19 protein-coding genes and 1 pseudogene are annotated in these 20055 nt (G+C 60.5%); 7 read left to right on the top strand and 13 right to left on the bottom strand.

Translation table 11 applies throughout. The features are described 5' to 3' along the window. Positions 1–241: AzlC family ABC transporter permease (locus tag QQS14_RS14805; protein WP_285907789.1), on the bottom strand; the 241-nt coding region annotated here is incomplete at its 3' end. Positions 242–348: 107 nt separating this feature from the next. On the opposite strand from QQS14_RS14805, the gene QQS14_RS14800 reads away from it, so the two are divergent. The 7 genes from QQS14_RS14800 to QQS14_RS14770 all read left to right on the top strand — a co-directional run bounded on the left by QQS14_RS14800 (position 349) and on the right by QQS14_RS14770 (position 7722). Then, a complete protein-coding gene (locus QQS14_RS14800; RefSeq protein WP_285907788.1) occupies positions 349–1671 on the top strand; it encodes an aminotransferase-like domain-containing protein in 1323 nt (440 codons plus the stop codon). Next, positions 1668–2075: a hypothetical protein gene (locus tag QQS14_RS14795; protein WP_285907787.1), complete on the top strand. Its 408-nt coding sequence runs from the start codon at positions 1668–1670 to the stop codon at positions 2073–2075. The genes QQS14_RS14800 and QQS14_RS14795 overlap by 4 nt, the downstream gene beginning before the upstream one ends. Positions 2076–2078: 3 nt before the next feature. Then, positions 2079–3404, top strand: a complete 1326-nt coding sequence (gene radA / locus QQS14_RS14790; RefSeq protein ID WP_285907786.1) for a DNA repair protein RadA — start codon at positions 2079–2081, stop codon at positions 3402–3404. Positions 3405–3545: 141 nt separating this feature from the next. Continuing rightward, positions 3546–4886, top strand: a complete 1341-nt coding sequence (locus QQS14_RS14785; RefSeq protein WP_285907785.1) for a glucose-6-phosphate isomerase — start codon at positions 3546–3548, stop codon at positions 4884–4886. Between the two features lie 94 nt (positions 4887–4980). Then, positions 4981–6405: an ATP-binding protein gene (locus tag QQS14_RS14780; RefSeq protein WP_285907784.1), complete on the top strand. Its 1425-nt coding sequence runs from the start codon at positions 4981–4983 to the stop codon at positions 6403–6405. A 20-nt stretch (positions 6406–6425) separates the two neighbouring features. Beyond that, a complete protein-coding gene (locus tag QQS14_RS14775; RefSeq protein WP_285907783.1) occupies positions 6426–7202 on the top strand; it encodes a hypothetical protein in 777 nt (258 codons plus the stop codon). A gap of 52 nt (positions 7203–7254) precedes the next feature. Next, positions 7255–7722, top strand: coding sequence for a LysM peptidoglycan-binding domain-containing protein (locus tag QQS14_RS14770; RefSeq protein ID WP_285907782.1), 468 nt, complete (start codon positions 7255–7257; stop codon positions 7720–7722). A gap of 233 nt (positions 7723–7955) precedes the next feature. Here the strand turns inward: QQS14_RS14770 and QQS14_RS14765 are convergent. From QQS14_RS14765 to QQS14_RS14710, 12 genes and pseudogenes are all read right to left on the bottom strand, one after another. Continuing rightward, positions 7956–8752: pseudogene (locus tag QQS14_RS14765) on the bottom strand (site-specific integrase). 209 nt (positions 8753–8961) lie between these two features. Continuing rightward, on the bottom strand, positions 8962–10185 hold the full coding sequence (locus tag QQS14_RS14760; RefSeq protein WP_285907781.1) for an ATP-binding protein: 1224 nt from the start codon (positions 10183–10185) through the stop codon (positions 8962–8964). Further along, positions 10182–13214, bottom strand: coding sequence for a chemotaxis protein CheB (locus QQS14_RS14755; RefSeq protein WP_285907780.1), 3033 nt, complete (start codon positions 13212–13214; stop codon positions 10182–10184). Before QQS14_RS14755 ends, QQS14_RS14760 begins: the two co-directional genes overlap by 4 nt. Positions 13215–13380: 166 nt before the next feature. Beyond that, positions 13381–13614 (bottom strand): glycine zipper domain-containing protein, encoded by a 234-nt coding sequence (locus QQS14_RS14750; RefSeq protein WP_285907779.1) that lies wholly within the window; start codon positions 13612–13614, stop codon positions 13381–13383. A 10-nt stretch (positions 13615–13624) separates the two neighbouring features. Continuing rightward, positions 13625–14011, bottom strand: coding sequence for a hypothetical protein (locus QQS14_RS14745; RefSeq protein ID WP_285907778.1), 387 nt, complete (start codon positions 14009–14011; stop codon positions 13625–13627). Between the two features lie 57 nt (positions 14012–14068). Further along, positions 14069–14248, bottom strand: coding sequence for a CsbD family protein (locus QQS14_RS14740; RefSeq protein WP_285907777.1), 180 nt, complete (start codon positions 14246–14248; stop codon positions 14069–14071). Positions 14249–14291: 43 nt separating this feature from the next. Continuing rightward, entirely contained in the window at positions 14292–14450 is a 159-nt protein-coding gene (locus QQS14_RS14735) for a DUF3309 family protein (protein WP_285907776.1), read from the bottom strand. A gap of 199 nt (positions 14451–14649) precedes the next feature. Continuing rightward, complete coding sequence (locus QQS14_RS14730; RefSeq protein WP_285907775.1) at positions 14650–15423, bottom strand: BON domain-containing protein; 774 nt, start codon at positions 15421–15423, stop codon at positions 14650–14652. 954 nt (positions 15424–16377) lie between these two features. Next, entirely contained in the window at positions 16378–16749 is a 372-nt protein-coding gene (locus tag QQS14_RS14725) for a response regulator (protein WP_285907774.1), read from the bottom strand. A 34-nt stretch (positions 16750–16783) separates the two neighbouring features. Then, positions 16784–18433 carry a PAS domain-containing sensor histidine kinase gene (locus tag QQS14_RS14720; protein WP_285907773.1) on the bottom strand — a complete coding sequence of 550 codons (1650 nt, stop codon included), beginning with the start codon at positions 18431–18433 and terminating at the stop codon, positions 16784–16786. Between the two features lie 84 nt (positions 18434–18517). Then, positions 18518–19873 (bottom strand): HD domain-containing phosphohydrolase, encoded by a 1356-nt coding sequence (locus tag QQS14_RS14715; protein WP_285907772.1) that lies wholly within the window; start codon positions 19871–19873, stop codon positions 18518–18520. Position 19874: 1 nt separating this feature from the next. After that, entirely contained in the window at positions 19875–20048 is a 174-nt protein-coding gene (locus QQS14_RS14710) for a response regulator (protein WP_285907790.1), read from the bottom strand. Between the last annotated feature and the right edge of the window lie 7 nt (positions 20049–20055).

The raw sequence follows: 20055 nt of genomic DNA, 5'->3' as shown, positions 1-20055 counted from the left end.
GATTGACCACCAGCCCGGTCAGGATGACCACGGCCACAGACGCCTGCTCGGCCATGAGCTGGACCGTGGCCAGTTGGCTGGCTCCGGCAAAGACGATGAGCGAGAGCCCCACGGCCCCCCACTCGGGCATGCCCGCGCCCACGCAGGCCGCGCCGCAGATGAGGCCAAAGGGGATGACGCCCAGCAACAGCGGGCTGACGTCGCGCGCACCCCGCAGGGCGGATGATCGAAAAGTGGTCATGGTGCCTCCTGTCCGGCTGGCTACATTGACACAATCCACCGGTCAAAGTATTAATTGTCACCATGACAATATGGTGTCCGATATTGGGGCCTGACGGCCCGAGGTATGTGGCCATTGCCGACGCCATCGAGCGGGACGTGCGGCTGGGCGGTCTTGCGCCCGGGGCGCGCCTGCCCACGCACCGCAATCTGGCCGAGGCCCTGGGCGTGACCGTGGGCACGGTGACCCGGGGGTACGGCGAGGCGGCCCGGCGCGGCCTGCTGCGCGGCGAGACCGGGCGCGGCACCTTTGTGGGCGGCGACCCGGTTCCGTCCATGCTCCGCCACAGGGAGGACGGGCTGCCCGGCGTGGTGGACCTGGGCATGACCCTGCCCCTGGAGAGGTTGAGTCCGAGCCTTGCGGCCACGCTCAAGGATATGGCCGCCGACCCGGACTGCCAGCGGCTGCTTGAATACCAGCCCTCCTGCGGCCGCCGGGCAGACAGGCGGGCCGGGGCGGATTGGCTGCGCCGCCACGGGCTGGATGTGGCGCCCGAGGCCGTGTCCGTGACCGTGGGTGGGCAGAACGCGCTGGCAGTGGTCCTTTCGGCCATGTTCCGGCCCGGTGACGCGGTGGCCGTGGAGGCGGTCACCTATCCGCTGATCAAGACCCTGGCGCGCCGCTTTCATCTGCGGCTGATACCGGTGGAGCAGGACGGCCACGGCATGCTGCCCGACGCCTTGGACGAGGTCTGCCGCGCCCAGCCCGTGCGCGGGCTCTATCTCATGCCCGGCTGCCAGAACCCGACCACGGCGCGCATGCCCGAGTACCGCCGCCACGAGACGGTGGAAGTGGCCCGACGCAGGGGGCTGACCATCATCGAGGACGACGCCTACGGGCTGGTGGCCGGACCCGGCCCGGCACCGCTGGCCGCCCTGGCCCCGGAGCGGACCTTCTGCATCGCGTCCCTGTCCAAGGTCGTGGCCGGGGGGCTGCGGGTGGCCTATCTCGCCTCGCCAGAGGGATACGCGCGGGCCGTGGAGCGTGCCATCTCGGACATGGTCTGGATGACCCCGCCGCTCATGGCCGGGATCGCCCGGCGCTGGATCGCCGACGGCACGGCGGACCGAACCCTGGACGCCAAGCGGGCCGAATCCGCCCGCCGCAACGCCATGGCGCGCGATATGCTTTCCGGGCTGGACATTTCGCTGCAAAACACGGGATACTACATTTGGCTCAGGCTGCCCGAGCCATGGACTTCGGGCGATTTCGTCCGGGTGGCCGGGGAGAGCGGGGTGGTCGTCACCCCGGACGAGGCCTTTGTGGTCGGGCGGCGGCCGCTGCCCCACGCGGTGCGGCTGGCCATCAGCGGCCCGGCCGATGCCGACGGGCTGGCCCGGGGGCTGAGCGTCCTCAGGGCGATACTACTGGAAACACGGAGTGCGACATGATCAAAAGTGCGTTGAGGTATCTTCTCGTCATCATGGCGGTTTCATTGTTTGTGCCCGGATTGGGGTCGGCCGGGTCGGCCGACATTTCCGGCAACTACGCCGTGACAGGCTGGAACCCGGGCTCGGACCCGGCAGGGCCAAAGGACTATGACGGCGCCGTGGTCCTGACTGCCTGGGGCGAAGTCTGGAAGTATCGCGGCGAGATGGACGGCCATGTCTATGTGGGTGTCGGATTCTTTGACGAGGCCGCCCGGACCCTGAGCCTGTCCTTCACCAGTGAGGACGGCTCCGAGGCTGGAGTGACCGTGCTCAAGGCCACGCAGGACGGCTTTTCCGGCCGCTGGGTCTTCGCGGGCGTGGGCGACGGCGTGACCGGCCACGAGACCTGGACCCGGGCGCGGTAGCCAGTGAAAATCAAGGAAGCCTATCGCTGCACCTCCTGCGGGGGGCAGTCTCCGCGCTGGCAGGGGCAGTGTCCGTCGTGCAAGGAGTGGAACACGCTGGAACCCGTGACCGTGAACCGGGCCACGGCCGCGCCCATGGGTGCGGATGGTGCGCGGGACCAACCCCGGCTCCTGGAGGGGCTCAAGGCCGAGGAACTGGCGGCGCGCCCATCGGGCATCGAGGCCCTGGACGCGCTGCTGGGCAACGGTCTGGTGCCGGGCGCGGCCATTCTGCTGGGCGGCGAGCCGGGCATCGGCAAATCGACCCTGCTCCTGCAACTGGCGGGCGGGCAGGCCCGCCTGGGCCGCTCGGCCGTGTATCTTTCGGGCGAGGAGTCCCTGCCCCAGCTCAAGGGGCGGGCCGAGCGCCTGGGCCTGCTCGGGCCGGGGCTCATGGCCCTGGCCACCAACCGGGTCGAGGACGCCCTGGCCGTGCTCGACGGCCCCAACCCGCCCGACCTGCTCATAGTGGACTCGGTGCAGACCCTGGCCTCGCCTCTGGCCGAGGGCATCCCCGGCTCCGTGGGGCAGGTGCGCGCGGTGTCCGGCGAGCTGGTGGAAAAGACCAAACGGACCGACACCACCCTGATCCTGGTGGGCCATGTGACCAAGGACGGGCAGATCGCCGGGCCCAAGCTGCTGGAGCACATGGTGGACACGGTTCTGTACCTTGAGGGGGACCGCAAGCACTTCTCGCGCGTCCTGCGCGTGCTCAAGAACCGCTTCGGCCCCAGCGACGAGCTGGCGGTCTTCACCATGACCGAGAGGGGCCTTGAGGTGGTCGAGGACCCGGCCACCTTCTTTCTCGGCGCGCGCGACCCGAGCCTGTCGGGCACGGCCATGGCCCTGGCCGTGGATGGTCAGCGCCCCTTTGCCGTGGAGGTACAGGCCCTGGCTTCCAAGTCGTTCCTGTCCATTCCCCGCCGCACGGCGCTGGGGTTCGACACCAACCGGCTCAACCTGCTCCTGGCCGTGCTGGAAAAGCGGCTCAAGCTCAACCTCGGCGGGAACGACATCTACGCCAAGATCTCCGGCGGCCTCGCCTCGCGCGATCCCGGCCTTGATCTGGCCGTGGTCTCGGCCGTGCTCTCGTCCTATTACGACCGGCCGCTGCCCGAGATGGCCGTGTTCTGGGGCGAGATCGACCTGAACGGCCAGGTGCGGCCCGTGGTCGCCCACGAGGTACGGCTCAAGCAGGCGGCCCGGCTGGGCCACGAGCCGGTCTGCCACGCCGAAACCTGCCCGACCCTGGCCGAGCTGCAACGCACGCTTTTCGGCAAGGCGGAATAGCCCTGTCTGATCGGGCAAGGGGCGCACCCGGACTGCCGGACCGGGCCGGACCCTTCCCTTTTTCGGAAATGCTGGTATTGTGGCCTTTCCTGTGACCGGTCCGCTGCCGGATCACGACCGAACAGCCCTACGGAGGACATCATGGCCGACATGCTCGACTGGACCGGCGCGAACCTGGAGAATCTTGACCTTGCCCCCTTTGAGGCGCGGGCCGGGGAGATGGCTGCGCGGCTGGCAGCCGAGACCGGCGCTGGCAGGCTTCCCTTCCTGACCATGCCCTATGGCCCGGCCCTCAGGGAGGAGCTGGCGCGGCTCAAGGGTTTTCTCAAGACCTTCGACCACATGCTCCTGCTGGGCATCGGCGGCTCGGCCCTGGGCGCGCGCGCCCTGCAGCAGGCCTTCTTTCCGCAGCAGGACCAGCCCGGCCACACCGGCCCGTGGCTGTGGGTGGCGGACAATGTGGACGCCTACGCCCTGGAGGCGTATCTGGCCAAACTGCCGCCCGAGAAGACCGTGGTGGTCACGGTGTCCAAGTCCGGGGGCACCATCGAGACCGTGGGCCAGTATTTCATCCTCAAGGAGTGGATGCGCGCACGCCTGGGCGATGCCTGGGCCGCCCACATGCTCCTGGTCACGGACGAGCTCCACGGCTTCCTGCGCGGCGAGGCCGAGCGGCACTCCATCCAGGCCCTGAACGTGCCCGACAACCTTGGCGGCCGCTATTCCGTGCTCTCGGCCGTGGGGCTGATTCCGGCCCTGTTCCTGGGCATGGACATCGACGCGCTGATGGACGGCGCGCGGGAAGTGGCCGGGCCCCTGGCCGCGCCTGGCCTGACCGGCGACGCATTGGCCGCCCACGGCTCCTTCCAGCTGGCGGCCTGGGGCGCGGCGCTGCTCGAAAAGGGCTTTGATGAGATGATCTTTTTCGCCTATATTCCCTTGTGGGCACGGTTTGGCGACTGGTTCGCCCAGTTGTGGGCCGAGTCGCTGGGCAAGGAGGGCAAGGGCAGCCAGCCCATCCCGGCCGTGGGCGTCACGGACCAGCACTCGGTCAACCAGATGTTCATGGACGGCATCCGCAACAAGGCCTGCCTGTTCCTGACCTGCCCGACCCTGCCTCGGGGGCCGAAGTTTCCGGCCGACCTGCCGGACCAGTTCGCCTATGTCCGGGGACGGGATTTCGGTGAGTTGCTCCAGGCCGAGGCGCTGGGTACGCGCATGGCCCTTTCGGACAGCGGCGTGCCCCTGGTGGAGCTGCGCCTGTCCGACGACGGGCCGAGGCAGGCAGGCAAGCTCATCGCCCTGCTGGGCGCGGCCACCATCCTCACCGGCTGGCTCATGGGCATCAACCCCCTTGACCAGCCCGCAGTGGAGCTTGGCAAGCGGCTGGCCAAGGCGCGCATGAACGCCGACGGTCTGACCGAGGAAAAGACGGCCCTGAACGCCTTCCTCACGGCCGATCGCGACCTGCGCGGGTTCTGATCGGGGTCCGGCGGCTTCGGGGCATGGGCGGCCCGGGTGGCGACACGCAAACACGACCGGCCGGGCCCATGGCCCGACACGGGGGGTCACTTCGTTGACACAGCATAGCGACGGCGGCGGCAGGCCGCTCCAGTTCGTCAAGGTCATTTCCTGGAGCCTGTTCGCCATCATTCTCGGGTTCAGCCTGCTGCTGTCCGTCTTCATCTCCAAGTATGCGGAGCGCACCCTGCTGGACAAGCAGGAGAAGTTCTCCCTGCTCCTGGCCGAGAACGTCAGCCACCAGGTGTTCACCCGCTTTGTCATGCCCACGGTCATGCGCTACGGGGGGATCAGCCTGCGCCAGGAGGACCAGTTCAAAACCCTGGATCAGGTGGTGCGCTCCACGGTCCACAGTTTCCATGTCACCTCGCTGCGCATCTACGACCCCGAGGGTGTCATCACCTACTCTCTGGACAAGGACGAGGTGGGCCGCAAGGGCGACGCCCTGTACATGGTTACCCGTACCTGGGAGACAGGCCGGTTCTCGCCCGAGATCCTGGCCCGGGTCTCAAAATTCGCCTCCCTCTTCCGGGTCACGCTCAAGCCGGGCAGCCTGACCCTGCGGGCCTATTACCCCCTGCGGGCCGAGCGTTCCCTGACCGACGTCTCCGAGAACCCCATCATGGGCATCCTGGAGTTCACCCAGGACATCACGCCCGACTTCATGGCCATGCTCAACTTTGAGCGGCTGGTCATCGCCTTTTCCCTGCTCACCTCGGTGGTGCTCTTTTTCCTGGTGCTGGCCGTGCTGCGCCGGGCCGAGCGGCTGAGCAACGAGCAGCTGCAAGAGAAGGAACAACTCATCTTCGAGCTGCAACAGCAGGAAAAGCTGGCGGGCATGGGCCGCATGGTGGCGGGCGTGGCCCACGAGATACGAAATCCGCTGGGCATCATCTGCTCCAGCGCCGAGCTGATGCTCAAGAAGGCGGCCAAGGAGCAGAGCCCGCACACGCGCATCCTCGAGGCCCTGCACGAGGAGGCCAAGCGGCTGACCCGCACGGTGGGCGAGTTTCTGGACTATGCCCGGCCCAAGAAGCCGACCATGGCCCTGGTCGATGCCGGCCGCCTGCTCGATCAGGTGGCCGTGTTCATGGAGCCGGAGTGCGAAAAGCTCGGGGTGGTCATCGACCGCGAATACGGCGGCGACCTCACGGTGCGCGGCGACAAGGATCTGCTCTACCGCGCCTTCTACAACCTCATCGCCAACGCCATGCAGGCCATGCCCGGCGGGGGGCAGATATTTCTTCGGGCCGCGCGCGACGAGGGCGGCCTGCACATTACCATCCAGGACACCGGCCCCGGATTCGCGCTTGAGCACATCGAACAGGTGCGCGATCCCTTCTTCACCACCAAGGACACCGGCACCGGGCTGGGGCTGGCCCTGGTCTCCACCATCCTGGAGAGCCACGGCGTGCAGATGCACCTGAGCAACGCAGACGACGGCGGGGCGCGGGTGGACATCATTTTTCCGGCAGTGTAGCACGAAAGGGGAGGCGAGCGATGTCCAAGGCGTGGATTCAGGCCAAGCACCCGGAGTTTGTCCGGGACCTGTTCAAGTTCTTCTGTCAGGCGTGCGAGACGCTGGAGCGGCAGATGGAGGGGTTCGACGCGGACGGTACCGTGGAGTTCGAGGTGCTCAGGGACATCGTGGGCACCGAGATGGACAAGGGGCTTCTGTGGCGGATGAAGGACACGGCCCACCATGTGTTCCGCAACGACCCGCACGGGCAGCTCGGCGGCACGCTGCTCGACTGGGCCATCGGGTACATCTTCCACGAGACCATCAAGCTCAAGGAGGACGCCTACCAGAAGGAGAACTACGCGCCCTGGTTCCACACCCAGATCAAGGGCGATCCCCAAAGTGCCGACGCCGAACGGGACGTGGCCGGTCAACTCTTTCTGGTCCTGAGCCAGACCGAGGAGTCCATGCGGCGCGAGATCGCGCGCATCCGCTTCATCATGGCCAAGTGCCGTCAGCTGCTGCCCGGCTATCTGCACACCCACAGCGACAACGTCCTGCTGGCGCGCTACATCTTCTCGCAGAACGGGCTGGTCAGGAGCGTGTTTCGCGACGAGTACGAGGGGCTTGTCCGCGCCATCTACGGCGACGAGCCCGAACGCATGTACGTGCTGGCCAGCCAGAGCCTGCGCATGGGCGGCTGGATCGAGGAGGCGGCCCACGCCCTGGACAAGGCGAGGGAGCAGAACCCAGACAGCAGAATTGTCTTGCAAGAAAAGATAATAATTGATAATTGGGCTGATGGCGTACAGTCGTGAACTGTGCGTTACAGCGGGTATGGAAAGCGAATCAATTCCGAGGAGGCAACTAATGAAGAAGCTGATTTTACTTGCAATCGCCATGTGCCTTGTCTTTGCCTGGGGTTGCTCGAAGAAAGTGAAGACCGAGCCCGAAGTGGTTGTGGTCGAGGAAAAAGAGGTCATCGTCGAGCAGGTCGTGGTGACCGATCCTATGGATGTGTACAAGGCCGAGTACGACGCTCTGCCCGTGTCCCACACCGTGACCAAGGGCGAATGCCTGTGGTGGATCTCGGAGTACAAACACATTTACAATGATCCCTTCATGTGGCCCCTGATCTACAAGGCCAACCGCGGCCAGATCAAGAACCCTGATCTGATCTACCCCGGCCAGCAGTTCGAAGTGCCCCGCTACGGCTTCGACCTGGAAGAGGTCAAGGCCGCGCGCAAGGACGCCGGCGCCCCCTGGAAGGCCCTTGAGCCCGGCCAGGATGCCATGATTCCCGCCGAGATGCGCGCTGCTCTCGGATACAGCTTCTAGGTCCGTCCTCTCGCGATCATATGGTCCGTCCACCCCCATCCGGGGTGGGCGGACCTTTCCGTTTGCGCGCCAGCGGGGGGCGGGGAGGGGTGGAAGATTCCGGGGGGTGATCTTTTTGGAGATAGCCGCCACCTTGTGTGGGACTATCGGCTCTCACCTTCTGTTTTCAACGGGTTGCGGCCGTTTGGCCGCAGCCCGTTGCTTGTTGTGTGTGACTGCCGTGTGTGAATCCGTCAGGCAACTTGGCGGCTTTGCGCTTCATAGATTGCCATGGCGTCCCGCTCCACGTCGCAGTTTTTCCAGATAGATTTCCGTGCTCCGTCGGTCGGCATGCCCCAGCAGATGCTGGATGCCCGAGATGAGCTCGCCGTTGTTGTCCATCACCCATGCGCCCGATGCCCGGAATCGATGGAAGGAATAGTAGCCGACACCGGCTTTCTCGCATGCCGTCTTGAGCATGGAGTAGCGGCACTTGGTGTACGGCCCATCCTCCATCCGTTTCTGCTTGTGGCTGTAGCTGCGGCACCAGAACACCCATTCCTTTTCAGGGTCGCGCCTGGCATGCGGATCACTGAGAATCTCGTACAGCTTGTCGGTCATCGGCACCGGCCTGAGCACGGGCTTGCGGTCCTTGTTCTTGAAGGTCTTCAACTCCACGTACCGTTCCTCGAAGTTGACCCGTTTCCATTTCAGTCGATGCACCTCGACGCTTCGGGCCAGGGTCCCGCGCTTCACGTCGAACACGCCATTGCTCGGGCTGATGCCGGTATTCCCGTAGGCCCGGCACAGGTCGCGGGCCGCCGTAAATATTTCGGCGATTCGCCCGTCACCCCTGCCTTCGTCTTTCATTTGCCTGACAACCGCCGCAAAATGCCTGTTCGTGATGTTGGTCCATTTGCGAACACCAAAACCCGCACAGCGAAGCCGCTTGGGCAAAGGCCTTGGCGTTCTGGCGGGTCCTGTGTTGTTTCGAGCGCGGACCGGACAGGGTTGCCCTGTTCGCGCCCAGTACCAAGCTGATGGATTTCATATGAATCCCCTTCCTGAAGTTCGGGGCAATGCTCCGGGACAAAGAGGGGGTCTCGATATGGAACTACAGGACTGGCGGCCCTGGTCATTGGTTTTTGCAAATCAGTCGGAGTGGATCGTAATCCCGATTGATTGTTGCAACGCAATGGGATTCATGGGTGCCCCCTGGGAAAGGAGGCATCCTGTGAGGGTGTGTGGGCCGAAAGACCGCTACTTGATGTCGCACCGGGGGAGCGCGACAGTAATCGTGGTCCCTTCCGTCTCGGATGTGGTGAGCCCGACGTGGCCGCCATGAGCCTTGGCGATGAGCTGGGCGCTGTATGTCCCCAGCCCCGTACCGCAGTGCTTGCCCATGGTGGCATATTTCTCGAAAAACCGCTCCCGAATGGCTTCAGGCACAGCGCCGGCATTGTGGATGGCAATGCTTACCGTCCCCGGCTCCGCTTGGCAGGTGATGGTCACGCGCCCTTCTCTGGGCGAGGCCTCAATCGCATTCTTCACCAGATTCATGAGCAGGTCCTCGATGAGAAAAGCCTCCCCGCACAGATACGGTTCCCTTGAGGAGCAACTGGTCGCACTCGGCAGCTCGACGGTCACCTTGTTCTGTGTGGAGAGTTTTTCCAGGGATTTGTTTACGAGGCTGAGAATCTGAAAAATATCGATCGGCGTTTCGGGGGGCGTGTATGCGCCCTTTTCCATTTCCAGCAGGGGCTCGGTGGCGTCGATGAGATGGATCACTTGCCGAATACCGAGCATTATTTGCGGAAACGACTCCATCACGGATGTATTGCTCTCTCCGTCCAGCACCAACTGGGCCACTGAAAAGAGATTGACGAGTGGTCCCTTGATGTCGTGGTGAATGATGCGTTCAACCGTTTCGCGAAATTGTTCTTCCTGCTTGCGTTCCGATATGTCATGCATCACAATGCGACAGACAGGAGCTTCTTCGGCATCGCAGGCTATGGTGCCCGTCAGATTCGCCCAGAAATCGGTCCCGTCTTTTTTCGCCAGGCGTAATTCGCATGACGCCGTCGCGGTCGCCGAATTTGTGTTGAAGAGTTCTTTTCGGTGCCGGTAATATATGTCCTGGTCTTCCTTGTGAATGAATCTGGTCCAGGGCTGTCCGACCATTTCGCTCCGAACCATGCCAAGCAGTGTCGCGGCTGTGAGATTGGCCCCGAGGGTCAGGCCCTTTTCGCTGACTGTGCAATATCCGACCGGAGCCAGGTCATAGAGATCGAAATAGCGCGACCGGAGGGCTTCCAACTCCGCCTGGGCCCGGCGCAACTCCTCGTTCTGCAGTTCCAGCTCGATCTGATGAACACGCAGTTCGTGGAGCGACTGCTGCATTTCCTCAAGCGTACGCGGACCCTTGTCCGCAGAATCGTCCTTTCGGGCCAATTCTTCAGCTTGGCGTCTGAGGTTGTCCGTCATGTTTTTTCCACCTGAACTATTCGCTGCGTGACCGCCGTTGCATAGACCTGCCCGGCCTCGTCGGCCAGAAAGCTGGCCGAGATCCACACCGGCACAGTCTGTCCTTCCCTGTTCACGCGGCGCGTCTCATGGGGCGCCGGCATGTGGCCCGCAGCCACCAGCCTTATGTTCTCCAACTCCTTGGTCTGAAGATCTTCGGGGAGCATGTCCTGAATGTTCAAGGCCAGCGCTTCCTCTTCGCCCCAGCCGAATAACCTCTGTGCCGAGGGGTTCCATGCCAGAATGTCTCCCTTCGTGTCCAAAACGGCAATGGCATCCTGCGAGTCCCGCACAACCATCACCATGCGCAACTGATTGTGAGCCTTCTGTACCAGTTCGTGCGATTTTTTCATCTCGGTAATGTCGACAAAGGTGATCACCGCTCCCTCTATCACATTTTCGATGGTGCGATAAGGCTGTATGCGCATCGTGTACCATTTCTCCTCCACTGTCTGGACTTCCAGCTCCTGAGGGATCAGCGACTCCAGTACCGTCTGCACGTCGGCAACCAGGCTGTCATAGCCCACCATCTTGGAGACGATGTGGCCGACAGGCCGGCCGATATCGACGGGGATCAGGTTGATGATCCGGGTGGCGGCCGGGGTGAAGCGCATGATGCACAGCCGGTGGTCCACGAATATGGTGGCAATGCCCGTGCCGGAGAGCAGGTTGCTCATGTCGTTATTGGCCTGCGAAAGATCAATGAGCTTGTTTTGCAGTTCGGCATTGACGGTTGACAATTCCTCGTTGACGGATTGTAATTCTTCCTTGGAGGTCTCGAGTTCTTCGTTCGATGATTGCAGTTCCTCATTGATTGATTGCATTTCCTCGTTGGATGATTTGAGTTCCTCGTTGGACGTCTCCAGTTCCTCAATAGTGGTCTGGAGGTATTCCTCCTTGGACAGCAACTCCTGTTTTAGCGCCGCGATACCATCGCTTTCCGTGTTTGATCCGTCCCTTCCCTCACCCACCCCCGGGAGAATGGATTGTTGCTCCTGCGCTTGGCCGGGGCGCGGCGAAGGCTCCATGATGACCAGATAGAGCGTGGGGGCGAGTTCGTCCTGGGTTGTCGGAACCGGGCAGATCGTCAGATCGATCGAGGTGAAGTCACCATTGGTTTTTACCTGCAGAGCCGGGCAGCGCACGCTTTCATTGGTTGATCGTGCCTTGTGCAGGGCCGTGCTCAGTTCCCGGCGCAACCCCTCCCGCGCCATTTTGATGATATTGCCGGTGCTGGCTTCGCCTTGCGAGGGCTCCAGGTACTGACCGGTGCGGCCATGAAAATAGAGGGTGTCGCCCTGGGCGTTGACCATCACGGCCGCAGGGGAGAGCTGTTGCAGCAGCGTCTTTTCGGTCAGTTCACGCAATGGCAGTTTCATCGGAGAGATATCTTTGACTGCAGGCTGGAGAGACGATGATTCCAGAGCTATTCTGGGCGGCAACAGATAGCCCATGGTCCTGGGATGTCTGCCGAGCAGGTCATCCTTGCGAATGAATAGCTTGGATTTGCGATCCAGGGCAGTGAACAGGTCACCGAAATCACCCACCGTCTCCGAGGTGCCCAGGAAGAGATAACCTCCGGGGCGCAATGCGTAATGGAAGAGAGGGATGAGCCTCTTTTGCAAATCTCCTCCCAGGTAGATGAGCAGATTGCGGCAGACGATGCAGTCGAGCCGGGAGAAGGGTGGGTCTTTGATCACGTTCTGCTCGGAAAAGATCAGCATGTCCCGGAGATTCTTCTTGATACGGTACACACTGCCCTCGGCCTCGACCGTGAAAAACCGCGCCAACCTTTCCGGCGTGACATCGGCGGCGATGCTGGCCGGATACAGTCCGCTCCGGGCCGTGGCTATGGCCTGGCTGTCGATGTCCGTGGCAAAGACCTGCACCACGAAGTGTTGCTGGGTCGCATCCAGGTATTCCTGCAGGAGCATGGCCACGGAGTATGCTTCCTCTCCGGTGGAGCATCCCGTCGACCAAATCCGGATCGGGGTACCCGTGCGCTTTCCGGCAAAAAGTTTGGGAACGACCTGTTCTTCGAACGCTTTGAACACTTCGGGATCGCGAAAGAAATTGGTCACGCCGATGAGCAGATCGCGAAAAAGCGCCTCCACCTCCTCCGGGGTTTGCAGCAGATATCGAACGTACCCATCCAGCCGGTCGATCTGATTGACAGCCATGCGGCGCTCTATGCGGCGATGGACGGTGCTTGGTTTGTACTGGGAAAAATCGTGCCCCGTGTGGGTGCGGAGCTGGACGAATATCTTGCGCAATGCGGTCTCGGTCACGGGCTTGGGCGTTGCCTTGGTTCGAAGGGGCACGCCAAAGGCGTGGGCCACATAGGCGATGATCTGGGCGGCCATCTCAGACGGTGGCAGCTCGTAGTCCACTTGGCCGGTGGCAATGGCGCTGCGCGGCATGCCGTCATACTCGCAGGATTCGGGTGATTGGGCGATGATCACCCCCCCTTCGCCCTTGATGGCTCGCACGCCGAGGGTGCCGTCGCTGCCTGTGCCCGAGAGCACGATGCCGATTGCCGATTCATGCATGCCCTGGGCCAGGGAGCGGAAGAAATAGTCAATGGGCAGCCGTTGCCCCCGGGGCGCGGTGGGTTCGACCAGTTGGAGCCTGCCGTCCTGATAGGCCATGTCGCGATTGGGTGGGATGATGTAGGCGCAGTTGGGCTGGATTTTTATTCCGTCCTCGACCTCAAAGACCTGCATGCGGGTATAGCGGCGGATGATTTCGGTCAGCAGGCTCTTGTGGTCCGGTGCCAGGTGCTGCACCAGAACAAAGGCCATTCCCGGTTCGACGTCGGCAGGCATGCCGGAAAAAAAGGCCTCGAAGGCTGCCAGGCCTCCGGCCGAGGCGCCAATGCCCACTATGGGGAAAACCGCTCCGGGCTGTTGTTTCGGATCCGTTTTGGTCTTGTGAACCGCAGGGGAAGCCTTTGGCGATTTTGTTTTTGGTGTGTTCTTTTTCTTTGTCATGATGCTGGGTTATTGTGTTGTTTCATACTCTGGTCAAGTACTCTTTTCTTGCGGGAAATGCACGTGTTAAGCCCTCCCGCTGCAAGAGCCGCATGAAGGGATTTCTACAGCGTTTGCCCCTGCCGCCACCGGCAGGCTGTCTGCCGGTGGCCCCTTTGCTCATTGGTTATTCCTGCTTTTGTTTTTCGTCACCATACAGCCCGCCTGCAACTGCGCCCAGTGCGCCGCCGATCACAGCGCCCATGCCGAGTGAACCGCCTGTGAGAGCGCTGATGCCAAGTCCGGCACCAGCCCCGAGGGCACCGCCGGAGACGGCTCCCTGCTGGGTCTTGCTCATGTTGGTGCAGGCCGGTAGAATCAATGAACCGACCAGAAGAAGGATGAGAAGCGCCTTTTTCATGACTGTCTCCTTACTTGTTTAACCTGGGTGTGATGATTGTTTGCCAGATCACCTCGAACACGAGTTTGTCCTTTCGATCCGGGTTACTGTCGTAATAGGCGTCCACTTCGCTTGCCAGTTCGGACCAACTCACATCCTTGAGGGCCTCGGTCCATCCTTTGATGAACTTGGACGGCTCTTCCTTGCGGATGGCCCTGACATGATACTCCATGGCCACAGCGCTTCCGGCGCCGAACAAGAACGACTTCTTTTCGGCGTCGCTGGACATCAGCCACACGAAGCCATCAACATCCGGTCCGGAGGTCTGCTCCGTTTTCGTCTGGGCGAAACTCGGCATGGCTCCGGCCAAAAGCAGCCCCACAGCCACGAATACCGATAAATAGAGTAGCTTTTTCATAACGAACTCTTTTGTTATAGCGTTGTTGACCAAATCGTTGCCTGTGCTGGTTTTGATCTACTTCTCCAGGACCTCTTCGATCTCACCAGTTTTCTCCTGAATCTTTCCGGCAGTATATTCGGTCTTGCCCTTGAGCTGCATTTCGTTGTTGTCGATGGCTTTGCCCACGAGCTCCTTCACCTTTCCGGAAGCCTGATGCAGCTTCCCTTTGATCTGATTTTTCGTGCTTGCTTTCATGAAATCTCTCCTGACTGGTTGCGGGTTGTGGCTTTCTTGCCGATTACAATCTGCCCATCAGGAACAGGACCAGTACGACAATCGCGATGATCCCCAGCGCGCTGCCGGGCACATAGCCCCAGGAGCGGCTGTGCGGCCATACGGGAATGACTCCCAGGAGCAGAAGGATCAAGACGATCAGTAGGATTGTGCCAAGAGACATTGTAGCTCTCCATTGTTAAAGAGTCGCAGGATACAGAGCACAGAGCGTTCGGCCCCTGCCTCGATCAACTTCCTCCGCCGCGGCCGGATGAGCCGGCAATGATCTGGAGCAGCAAGGCCATAAAGCCTTTGTCCGAAGCCGACCGGTCACTCTCCGGCTGTTGATCGATTTCCTCATGGCTCTGGTCGTTTGATTCGTTTCAGCCGACGGTGATGTTGTTGACCACCTTCTTCACGCCGCGCACGTCATTGGTGAGCTTTTCGGCCAGGTCCTTTTCGGCGTTGTTCTTGGCCGTGCCCTTCAGGGTGACAACACCGTCCTTGGTCACGACGTTGGTGTTCAGGGCGCTGGTCGAACGATGATAGAGCAGCGTTCCCTTGACCATGGCCGTGATGGATGCGTCGTCAACGGCTTCTCCGATGGCCTCCAGCTTAGTGGTGGCCGTGTCCTCCTGCGCGGAAGCGGGCGTGGTCATCAGGTTCTTGACGCTTTTGACGCCATCGACATCAGCGGCATACTCGCCAGTCAGGTCCTTCTGGGCCATGCTGGAGGCTTCGCCACGCAGGGTGATGACGCCATTCTCGGCGGTGACATTGGTCGCCATGGCGTTCACGTTCTTGTGGAACAAGAGGGTGAACTTGACCTTGGTGGTGAGCCATGCGTCCGAGCCGGCAGAGGCGCTCTTTGCATCCGTTGTCAACTTGTTATCAACGCTTTTCACGCCGGGAAGTCCCGCAACGGTGTCTTTGGCCAGGGACAGGTGTGATTCCTCTGCCACGGTTCCGGTCAACGTTACGTTGCCACCCTCGGACGCCACCTTGATGTTGTCGTCCTTGAGATAGGTTTTGAAAACATAGGTCTGTTTGGCGGAGGATTCGATACGATCATCCGTCGAGGCGGCGTAGGCGTTGTTGCCCGCAAACAGAAACGACATGGTGACAACCAGACTCAAAACAAACAGTAATTTTTTCATGATACGTTCCTTCAGGTTATAACAGGTTTTAATGGTTGAACAGGTACGCTTATTCAAAAATGGCAGCATTCAAAGACTTTAGAAGGATGCTCATGCAAGCAGTTTGTCTTGTTGCACCTTGATCAACGACTGCTTTACTTGTTCGTACACCCATGGGTTAAGGCTGCCATGGAGGCGAGGAAAGAATACCGCTTGCAAAACGGCTTGAAACGATAAATCAGTGATTAAATCAGGGCTTCAAGGTGGAGATGTTACAGTATGAAGCGTCGAGGGCGCGAAGTGTTCAGCGAAACGGTGAGGCTGTTTTCGGAAGTGAGGCTGGCAGGGAGGCATGTGGAAGCTGAGAGTTTCAGTTTGGTCTGCGCCCACGGCGCAGTGGTCAGGCTCTACTAAACAGGTGCAAGATGGTGTCGCCTGAGCAGTGAATCCTGCCCCGAACAGTTCGAGGACTCCAGATATTCTGCGGCTCCAGGGCTGCCAGCGACGGTATTCCCAGGAAGCCGAATCTGCGGTTCATAAACATTCCGGTCAGCCAGTCGGCTGTCAATCCGATCAAGACAAACAAGAGTAATCCAGTCATGAGACCCCGTTACGGTTAGAAAACAATTGCGATTACTTTCAACCTAGCATGCTTAGTGGAAATAAACACTATAAATAAAATAAATGTTGAGTCAGGGGAGAAATAACTTTGTCGAACCTCTGAGCGGCGAGTTTTTGGTGGCGCGTTTCCTTGCGGAACACACCCCGGCCAACCCAAGGCAATCCAGGCGGCATCCATCCGTTGCACTGTTTCTTCCAGCGCCAAAAAGCCTGTTCGCAAATACTCACATTGCGAATAACTGTCGTTGACAGGGAGCGCATGCTCAGCTTGGCAAATCCCTTGGCTCTTTCATGGTGGGTCCCTTGAGAAGGGTGTTCCCGAATGATGCCCAAAGACGAGACGAGGAGAATTCGTCATGTCTTCCGCGACAAGAAATCCTCGATCTGAGAAGGGAACTCCCGCGTATTGATGGGTTTGGCGATGTAGCCGGCAAAGCCCATCTTAAGCAGCCTTTCCTGGTCCCCCTTCATGGCGAAGGAGGTCACCGCGATGATCTGCAGATGTTTTGTGCGCGGGTTACTCTTCAGAAGACCCAGTGCCTTTTCGCCGTCCAGCACGGGCATTTGGATGTCTATGAGCACGAGGTCCGGCATGTTTTCCTCGGCCATGCGTATCCCGGTCATGCCGTCCGGGGCTTCGAGGATGTCGTGCCCCTTGTGGCTCAGGATGTCCTTCACCAAAAGCCGATTGTCGGCATTGTCCTCAACGAGCAGAATCTTGGCCATAATAATCAATCCTCATAGTTGGTTAAGCCGTTTGTCAGGCATTCTCCCGCCTGGACGGGATGCGGAACGAGAACGTGCTGCCCTTGCCGGGTTCGCTGGCGACGCTGATGTCGCCGCCGTGGGCCTGCACCAGCCGTTTGGTCAGCGCCAGCCCAAGCCCGGTGCCCTGGTGCTTCTTTTCCAACGGCGACTCGAGTTGAGTGAACTCGGAGAATAATTTCGAAATGTCGGCCTCGGAAATGCCGATGCCGGTGTCCTGGACCTCGACCTCCAGCCAACCTGCTTTGGGCGGATAAGGCCTGACGCGCAGAGCGACAGAGCCTGCGTCGGAAGTAAATTTCATGGCGTTGGAAAGCAGGTTGAACAGGATTTGCTTGAACTTGTGCTCATCCGCCTCCATCTCTTCCGGCGTCTCCGGTGCGACATCCAGGCTGAACTGTATGCCGTGTTTGAGAGCCTTCTCGCTCAACATGGACATGCTGTGCGTCAGAACGTCATGCAGGCGGAACTCGCTCGACTCCAGTTCCATCTTCCCGGCCTCTATCTTGGCCAGATCCAGGATGTCGTCGATGAGCACAAGCAGATGCTGTCCGGCCTTATGGATGGTTTCCACATACTGGAGTTGCTTGAAGCCAAGCTTGCCGTAGAGCTGGTCCTGGAGCACCTCGGCGAAGCCTATGATGGAGTTGAGCGGAGTCCTGAGCTCATGGGACATGTTGGCCAGAAATTCGGACTTGGCCCGGCTGGACGCTTCCGACGCCTCCATGAGTGCCTGCTGGAGCTGTTCCGCCTTTTTGCGCTCGCCGATGTCGCGCGCGGCGGCGAACACGCCCAGAGGCCGCCTGTCTCGATCATAGAAGATAGTTGCGTTGAGGGACACCTCGGTCTCCCTGCCATCCAGGCTGCGCACGGTCAGCTCATAATTGGTGATGGTTCCTTGGGCCAGCACCTGATTGATGCCCGCTTCGGCACGCACCGGATCGGTGAAGTTGCTCCTGAACGGCGCGCCGACCAACTCGTCGCGCGTGCGGCCAGTGAGCACCCCCATCTGCTTGTTGACGTCGGTGACGATGCCTTGCGGATCTGTGGCCATGAGCCCGTCGATATTGGATTCAAAGAGCGAACGTGTGTAGAATTGCTGGTCGCGTAATCTCTGATCCAGCTTCGTCCGCTCATTTTCGACCTCTTTGCGCGAAGTGTTGTCGGTGCCGATCAACAGATAGCCGATGATGCCCCCCTGGACGTCGCGCAGCGCGGTGACTGACACCACGGCCGAAAACCGGCTGCCGTCCTTGCGGATGTAGGTCAGCTCGTAGATATCTTCGATACCGCGCGAGGCCTTGAACACCAATGCCTCGAAGCCGGGGGTGATCGATGTGTCGAGTTCTATGGAGAGCGCCTTGGCGCGGGCTATCACTTCCTGCGGATCGGAAATGTCGGCAGGAGTGATCTTGTCCACCACCTCGGCGGCGGTATAACCCAGCATGCGCTCGGCGCCGACATTGAAGATTTGGATGACACCCTTGGCGTCCGTGGCGATGCTGGAGAAGTTTGCGCTGTTGAATATGGCGTCTTGCAGGGCCTTTGCCGTAAGAATTGCTTCTTGCTGCCGGTTTTCGGAAATGGCTTCCGTCTTGTGGGGGGCATCATTCGTTGTTGATGAATGGATATCTGTATTGGACATGTGCCGTTCCTCTCGGTTCGTGCTAAACATTCTTCATCAGGACGGCCCCGGCGCTTGTTTTTCATAGGCATTGTTTGTGTCGCTTCATGCAGGCTGTTGAACTTCCGTATATAAATTGTCATTCAGGCTGTTGAAGGTTTCGTCAAATCGCGACGCGACGGACACAAAGGCCGCGAGCAGGGTCGGACTGAAGTGCTCGGGCAGAGTCCTGCCATCACCTTCAGTCAAGATTTGAACCGAAGTCGCGTGGTCGAAGGCTGGCTTGTAGACCCTGGCGTTGCGCAGGGCGTCATACTGGTCGGCCAGCTTGGTGATGTGCCCGGCCAGGGGGATGGCGTTACCGGCAAGGCCGTTCGGATAGCCTGTGCCGTCCCAGTTCTCGTGGTGCGTGAGGGCGATGGTTTTGGCCATGCGCAGCCGGGGGTGGTCGCCCAGGATCATGGCCCCGTAGTGCGTGTGCTTCTTCATGAACGAGAACTCGGCCTTGTTGAGTTGTTCCGGCTTGATCAGGATGTTCAGGGGCACGTGGAGCTTGCCCACGTCGTGGGTCAGGGCGTGAACCTTGATGTCGCGGCAGAACGCCTCTGACTGTTTGAGCTCCGTCGCCAGGATTTTGGCATAGGTGCCGACTCGCAGGATATGGTTGCCAGTGTCCTCGTCGTTGGTCTCAGAGGCCCGGGCCAGGGCCTGGAGGCTGTAAGTGAATCCTCCCTCGATCTCTTGAATGTTCTCCAGTGTCGATTTGACGAACAGGGTGTGCATGACCAAGGTGTTCAGAACGTCAGCGTCGTGTTTGGTGATCTCCCGGCTATAGTTCATGGTGAAGATGCACAGGCTGGTACTCAGATAGCACAATAGATTGTCCACAGATAAAGAGGACAGCCGGAGCTGTTTGACAAGGTTCTTCATCTTCGAGGTAGCCAGATTCTCGGCGTCGTAGGAGACGATCCTGGCCTTGTTGTCCGGCGGAAGGCGGAGGTGACTCTCGAGGTTCATGTCAAGATTGAGGCGCTTGATACCTGCGGGCTCGTGCTCGAAGCGCGTCCACTCCCAGCCGCCGTGCCCACGCGGTGCCCCGACAACACACATGCGTGGGTGGTCGCTGCCGGAATCCTTGCCGGGCATGATCTGTTCGATGATCTTGTCGATGGCGAAGCCGAGGTTGAACTGTCCGCTCTCAAAGCTCTTCACCGCCATTTTCCCGAACGTCGTGAGCTTGTTGATGTCGCCATAGGCGCGGGCAAGGCTGACGTTCAATTCCCTCACCTTCAGAAGCATCTTGATCCTGGCCAGCACTTCGGTCTTGTCAAAGGGTTTGGAGATGAAGTCCTCGGCGCCAGCCTCGATGCTATTGATCCGGTCGTCCTTTGATGTCAGGGAGGTGATCATGACCACAGGGATGAGCATAAACCGCTCGTCAGCCTTGATGGTTCGGCACACGCTAGCCGTCGAGCCCGGGCATCATGACATCCAGAAGGACCAGGTCCACGGGGATATTTGCCATGAGATCCATTGCCTTGCGCCCACTCTCGCACAGAATCACATCATACCCCCTGGGCGAGAGCACGGCGTCGAGGAGATTCAGATTCATGGGCTCGTCATCAACACATAAAATTAACTTT

Source organism: Pseudodesulfovibrio pelocollis (assembly GCF_030282845.1).
Classification (GTDB): domain Bacteria; phylum Desulfobacterota; class Desulfovibrionia; order Desulfovibrionales; family Desulfovibrionaceae; genus Pseudodesulfovibrio; species Pseudodesulfovibrio pelocollis.
The sequence above is the reverse complement of the archived record's forward strand: the minus strand, read 5'-3'. Positions and strand labels throughout refer to the sequence as shown.

Excerpts from the sequence above, each read along its gene's own strand:
- QQS14_RS14735 (WP_285907776.1), bottom strand. The coding sequence starts at position 14,450 with ATGTCTCTTGGCACAATCCTACTGATCGTCTTGATCCTTCTGCTCCTG.
- QQS14_RS14755 (WP_285907780.1), bottom strand. The coding sequence starts at position 13,214 with ATGACAAAGAAAAAGAACACACCAAAAACAAAATCGCCAAAGGCTTCC.
- QQS14_RS14740 (WP_285907777.1), bottom strand. The coding sequence starts at position 14,248 with ATGAAAGCAAGCACGAAAAATCAGATCAAAGGGAAGCTGCATCAGGCT.
- QQS14_RS14730 (WP_285907775.1), bottom strand. The coding sequence starts at position 15,423 with ATGAAAAAATTACTGTTTGTTTTGAGTCTGGTTGTCACCATGTCGTTT.
- QQS14_RS14760 (WP_285907781.1), bottom strand. The coding sequence starts at position 10,185 with ATGACGGACAACCTCAGACGCCAAGCTGAAGAATTGGCCCGAAAGGAC.
- QQS14_RS14725 (WP_285907774.1), bottom strand. The coding sequence starts at position 16,749 with ATGGCCAAGATTCTGCTCGTTGAGGACAATGCCGACAATCGGCTTTTG.
- QQS14_RS14750 (WP_285907779.1), bottom strand. The coding sequence starts at position 13,614 with ATGAAAAAGGCGCTTCTCATCCTTCTTCTGGTCGGTTCATTGATTCTA.
- QQS14_RS14770 (WP_285907782.1), top strand. The coding sequence starts at position 7,255 with ATGAAGAAGCTGATTTTACTTGCAATCGCCATGTGCCTTGTCTTTGCC.
- QQS14_RS14745 (WP_285907778.1), bottom strand. The coding sequence starts at position 14,011 with ATGAAAAAGCTACTCTATTTATCGGTATTCGTGGCTGTGGGGCTGCTT.
- QQS14_RS14795 (WP_285907787.1), top strand. The coding sequence starts at position 1,668 with ATGATCAAAAGTGCGTTGAGGTATCTTCTCGTCATCATGGCGGTTTCA.
- QQS14_RS14775 (WP_285907783.1), top strand. The coding sequence starts at position 6,426 with ATGTCCAAGGCGTGGATTCAGGCCAAGCACCCGGAGTTTGTCCGGGAC.
- QQS14_RS14785 (WP_285907785.1), top strand. The coding sequence starts at position 3,546 with ATGGCCGACATGCTCGACTGGACCGGCGCGAACCTGGAGAATCTTGAC.
- QQS14_RS14720 (WP_285907773.1), bottom strand. The coding sequence starts at position 18,433 with ATGTCCAATACAGATATCCATTCATCAACAACGAATGATGCCCCCCAC.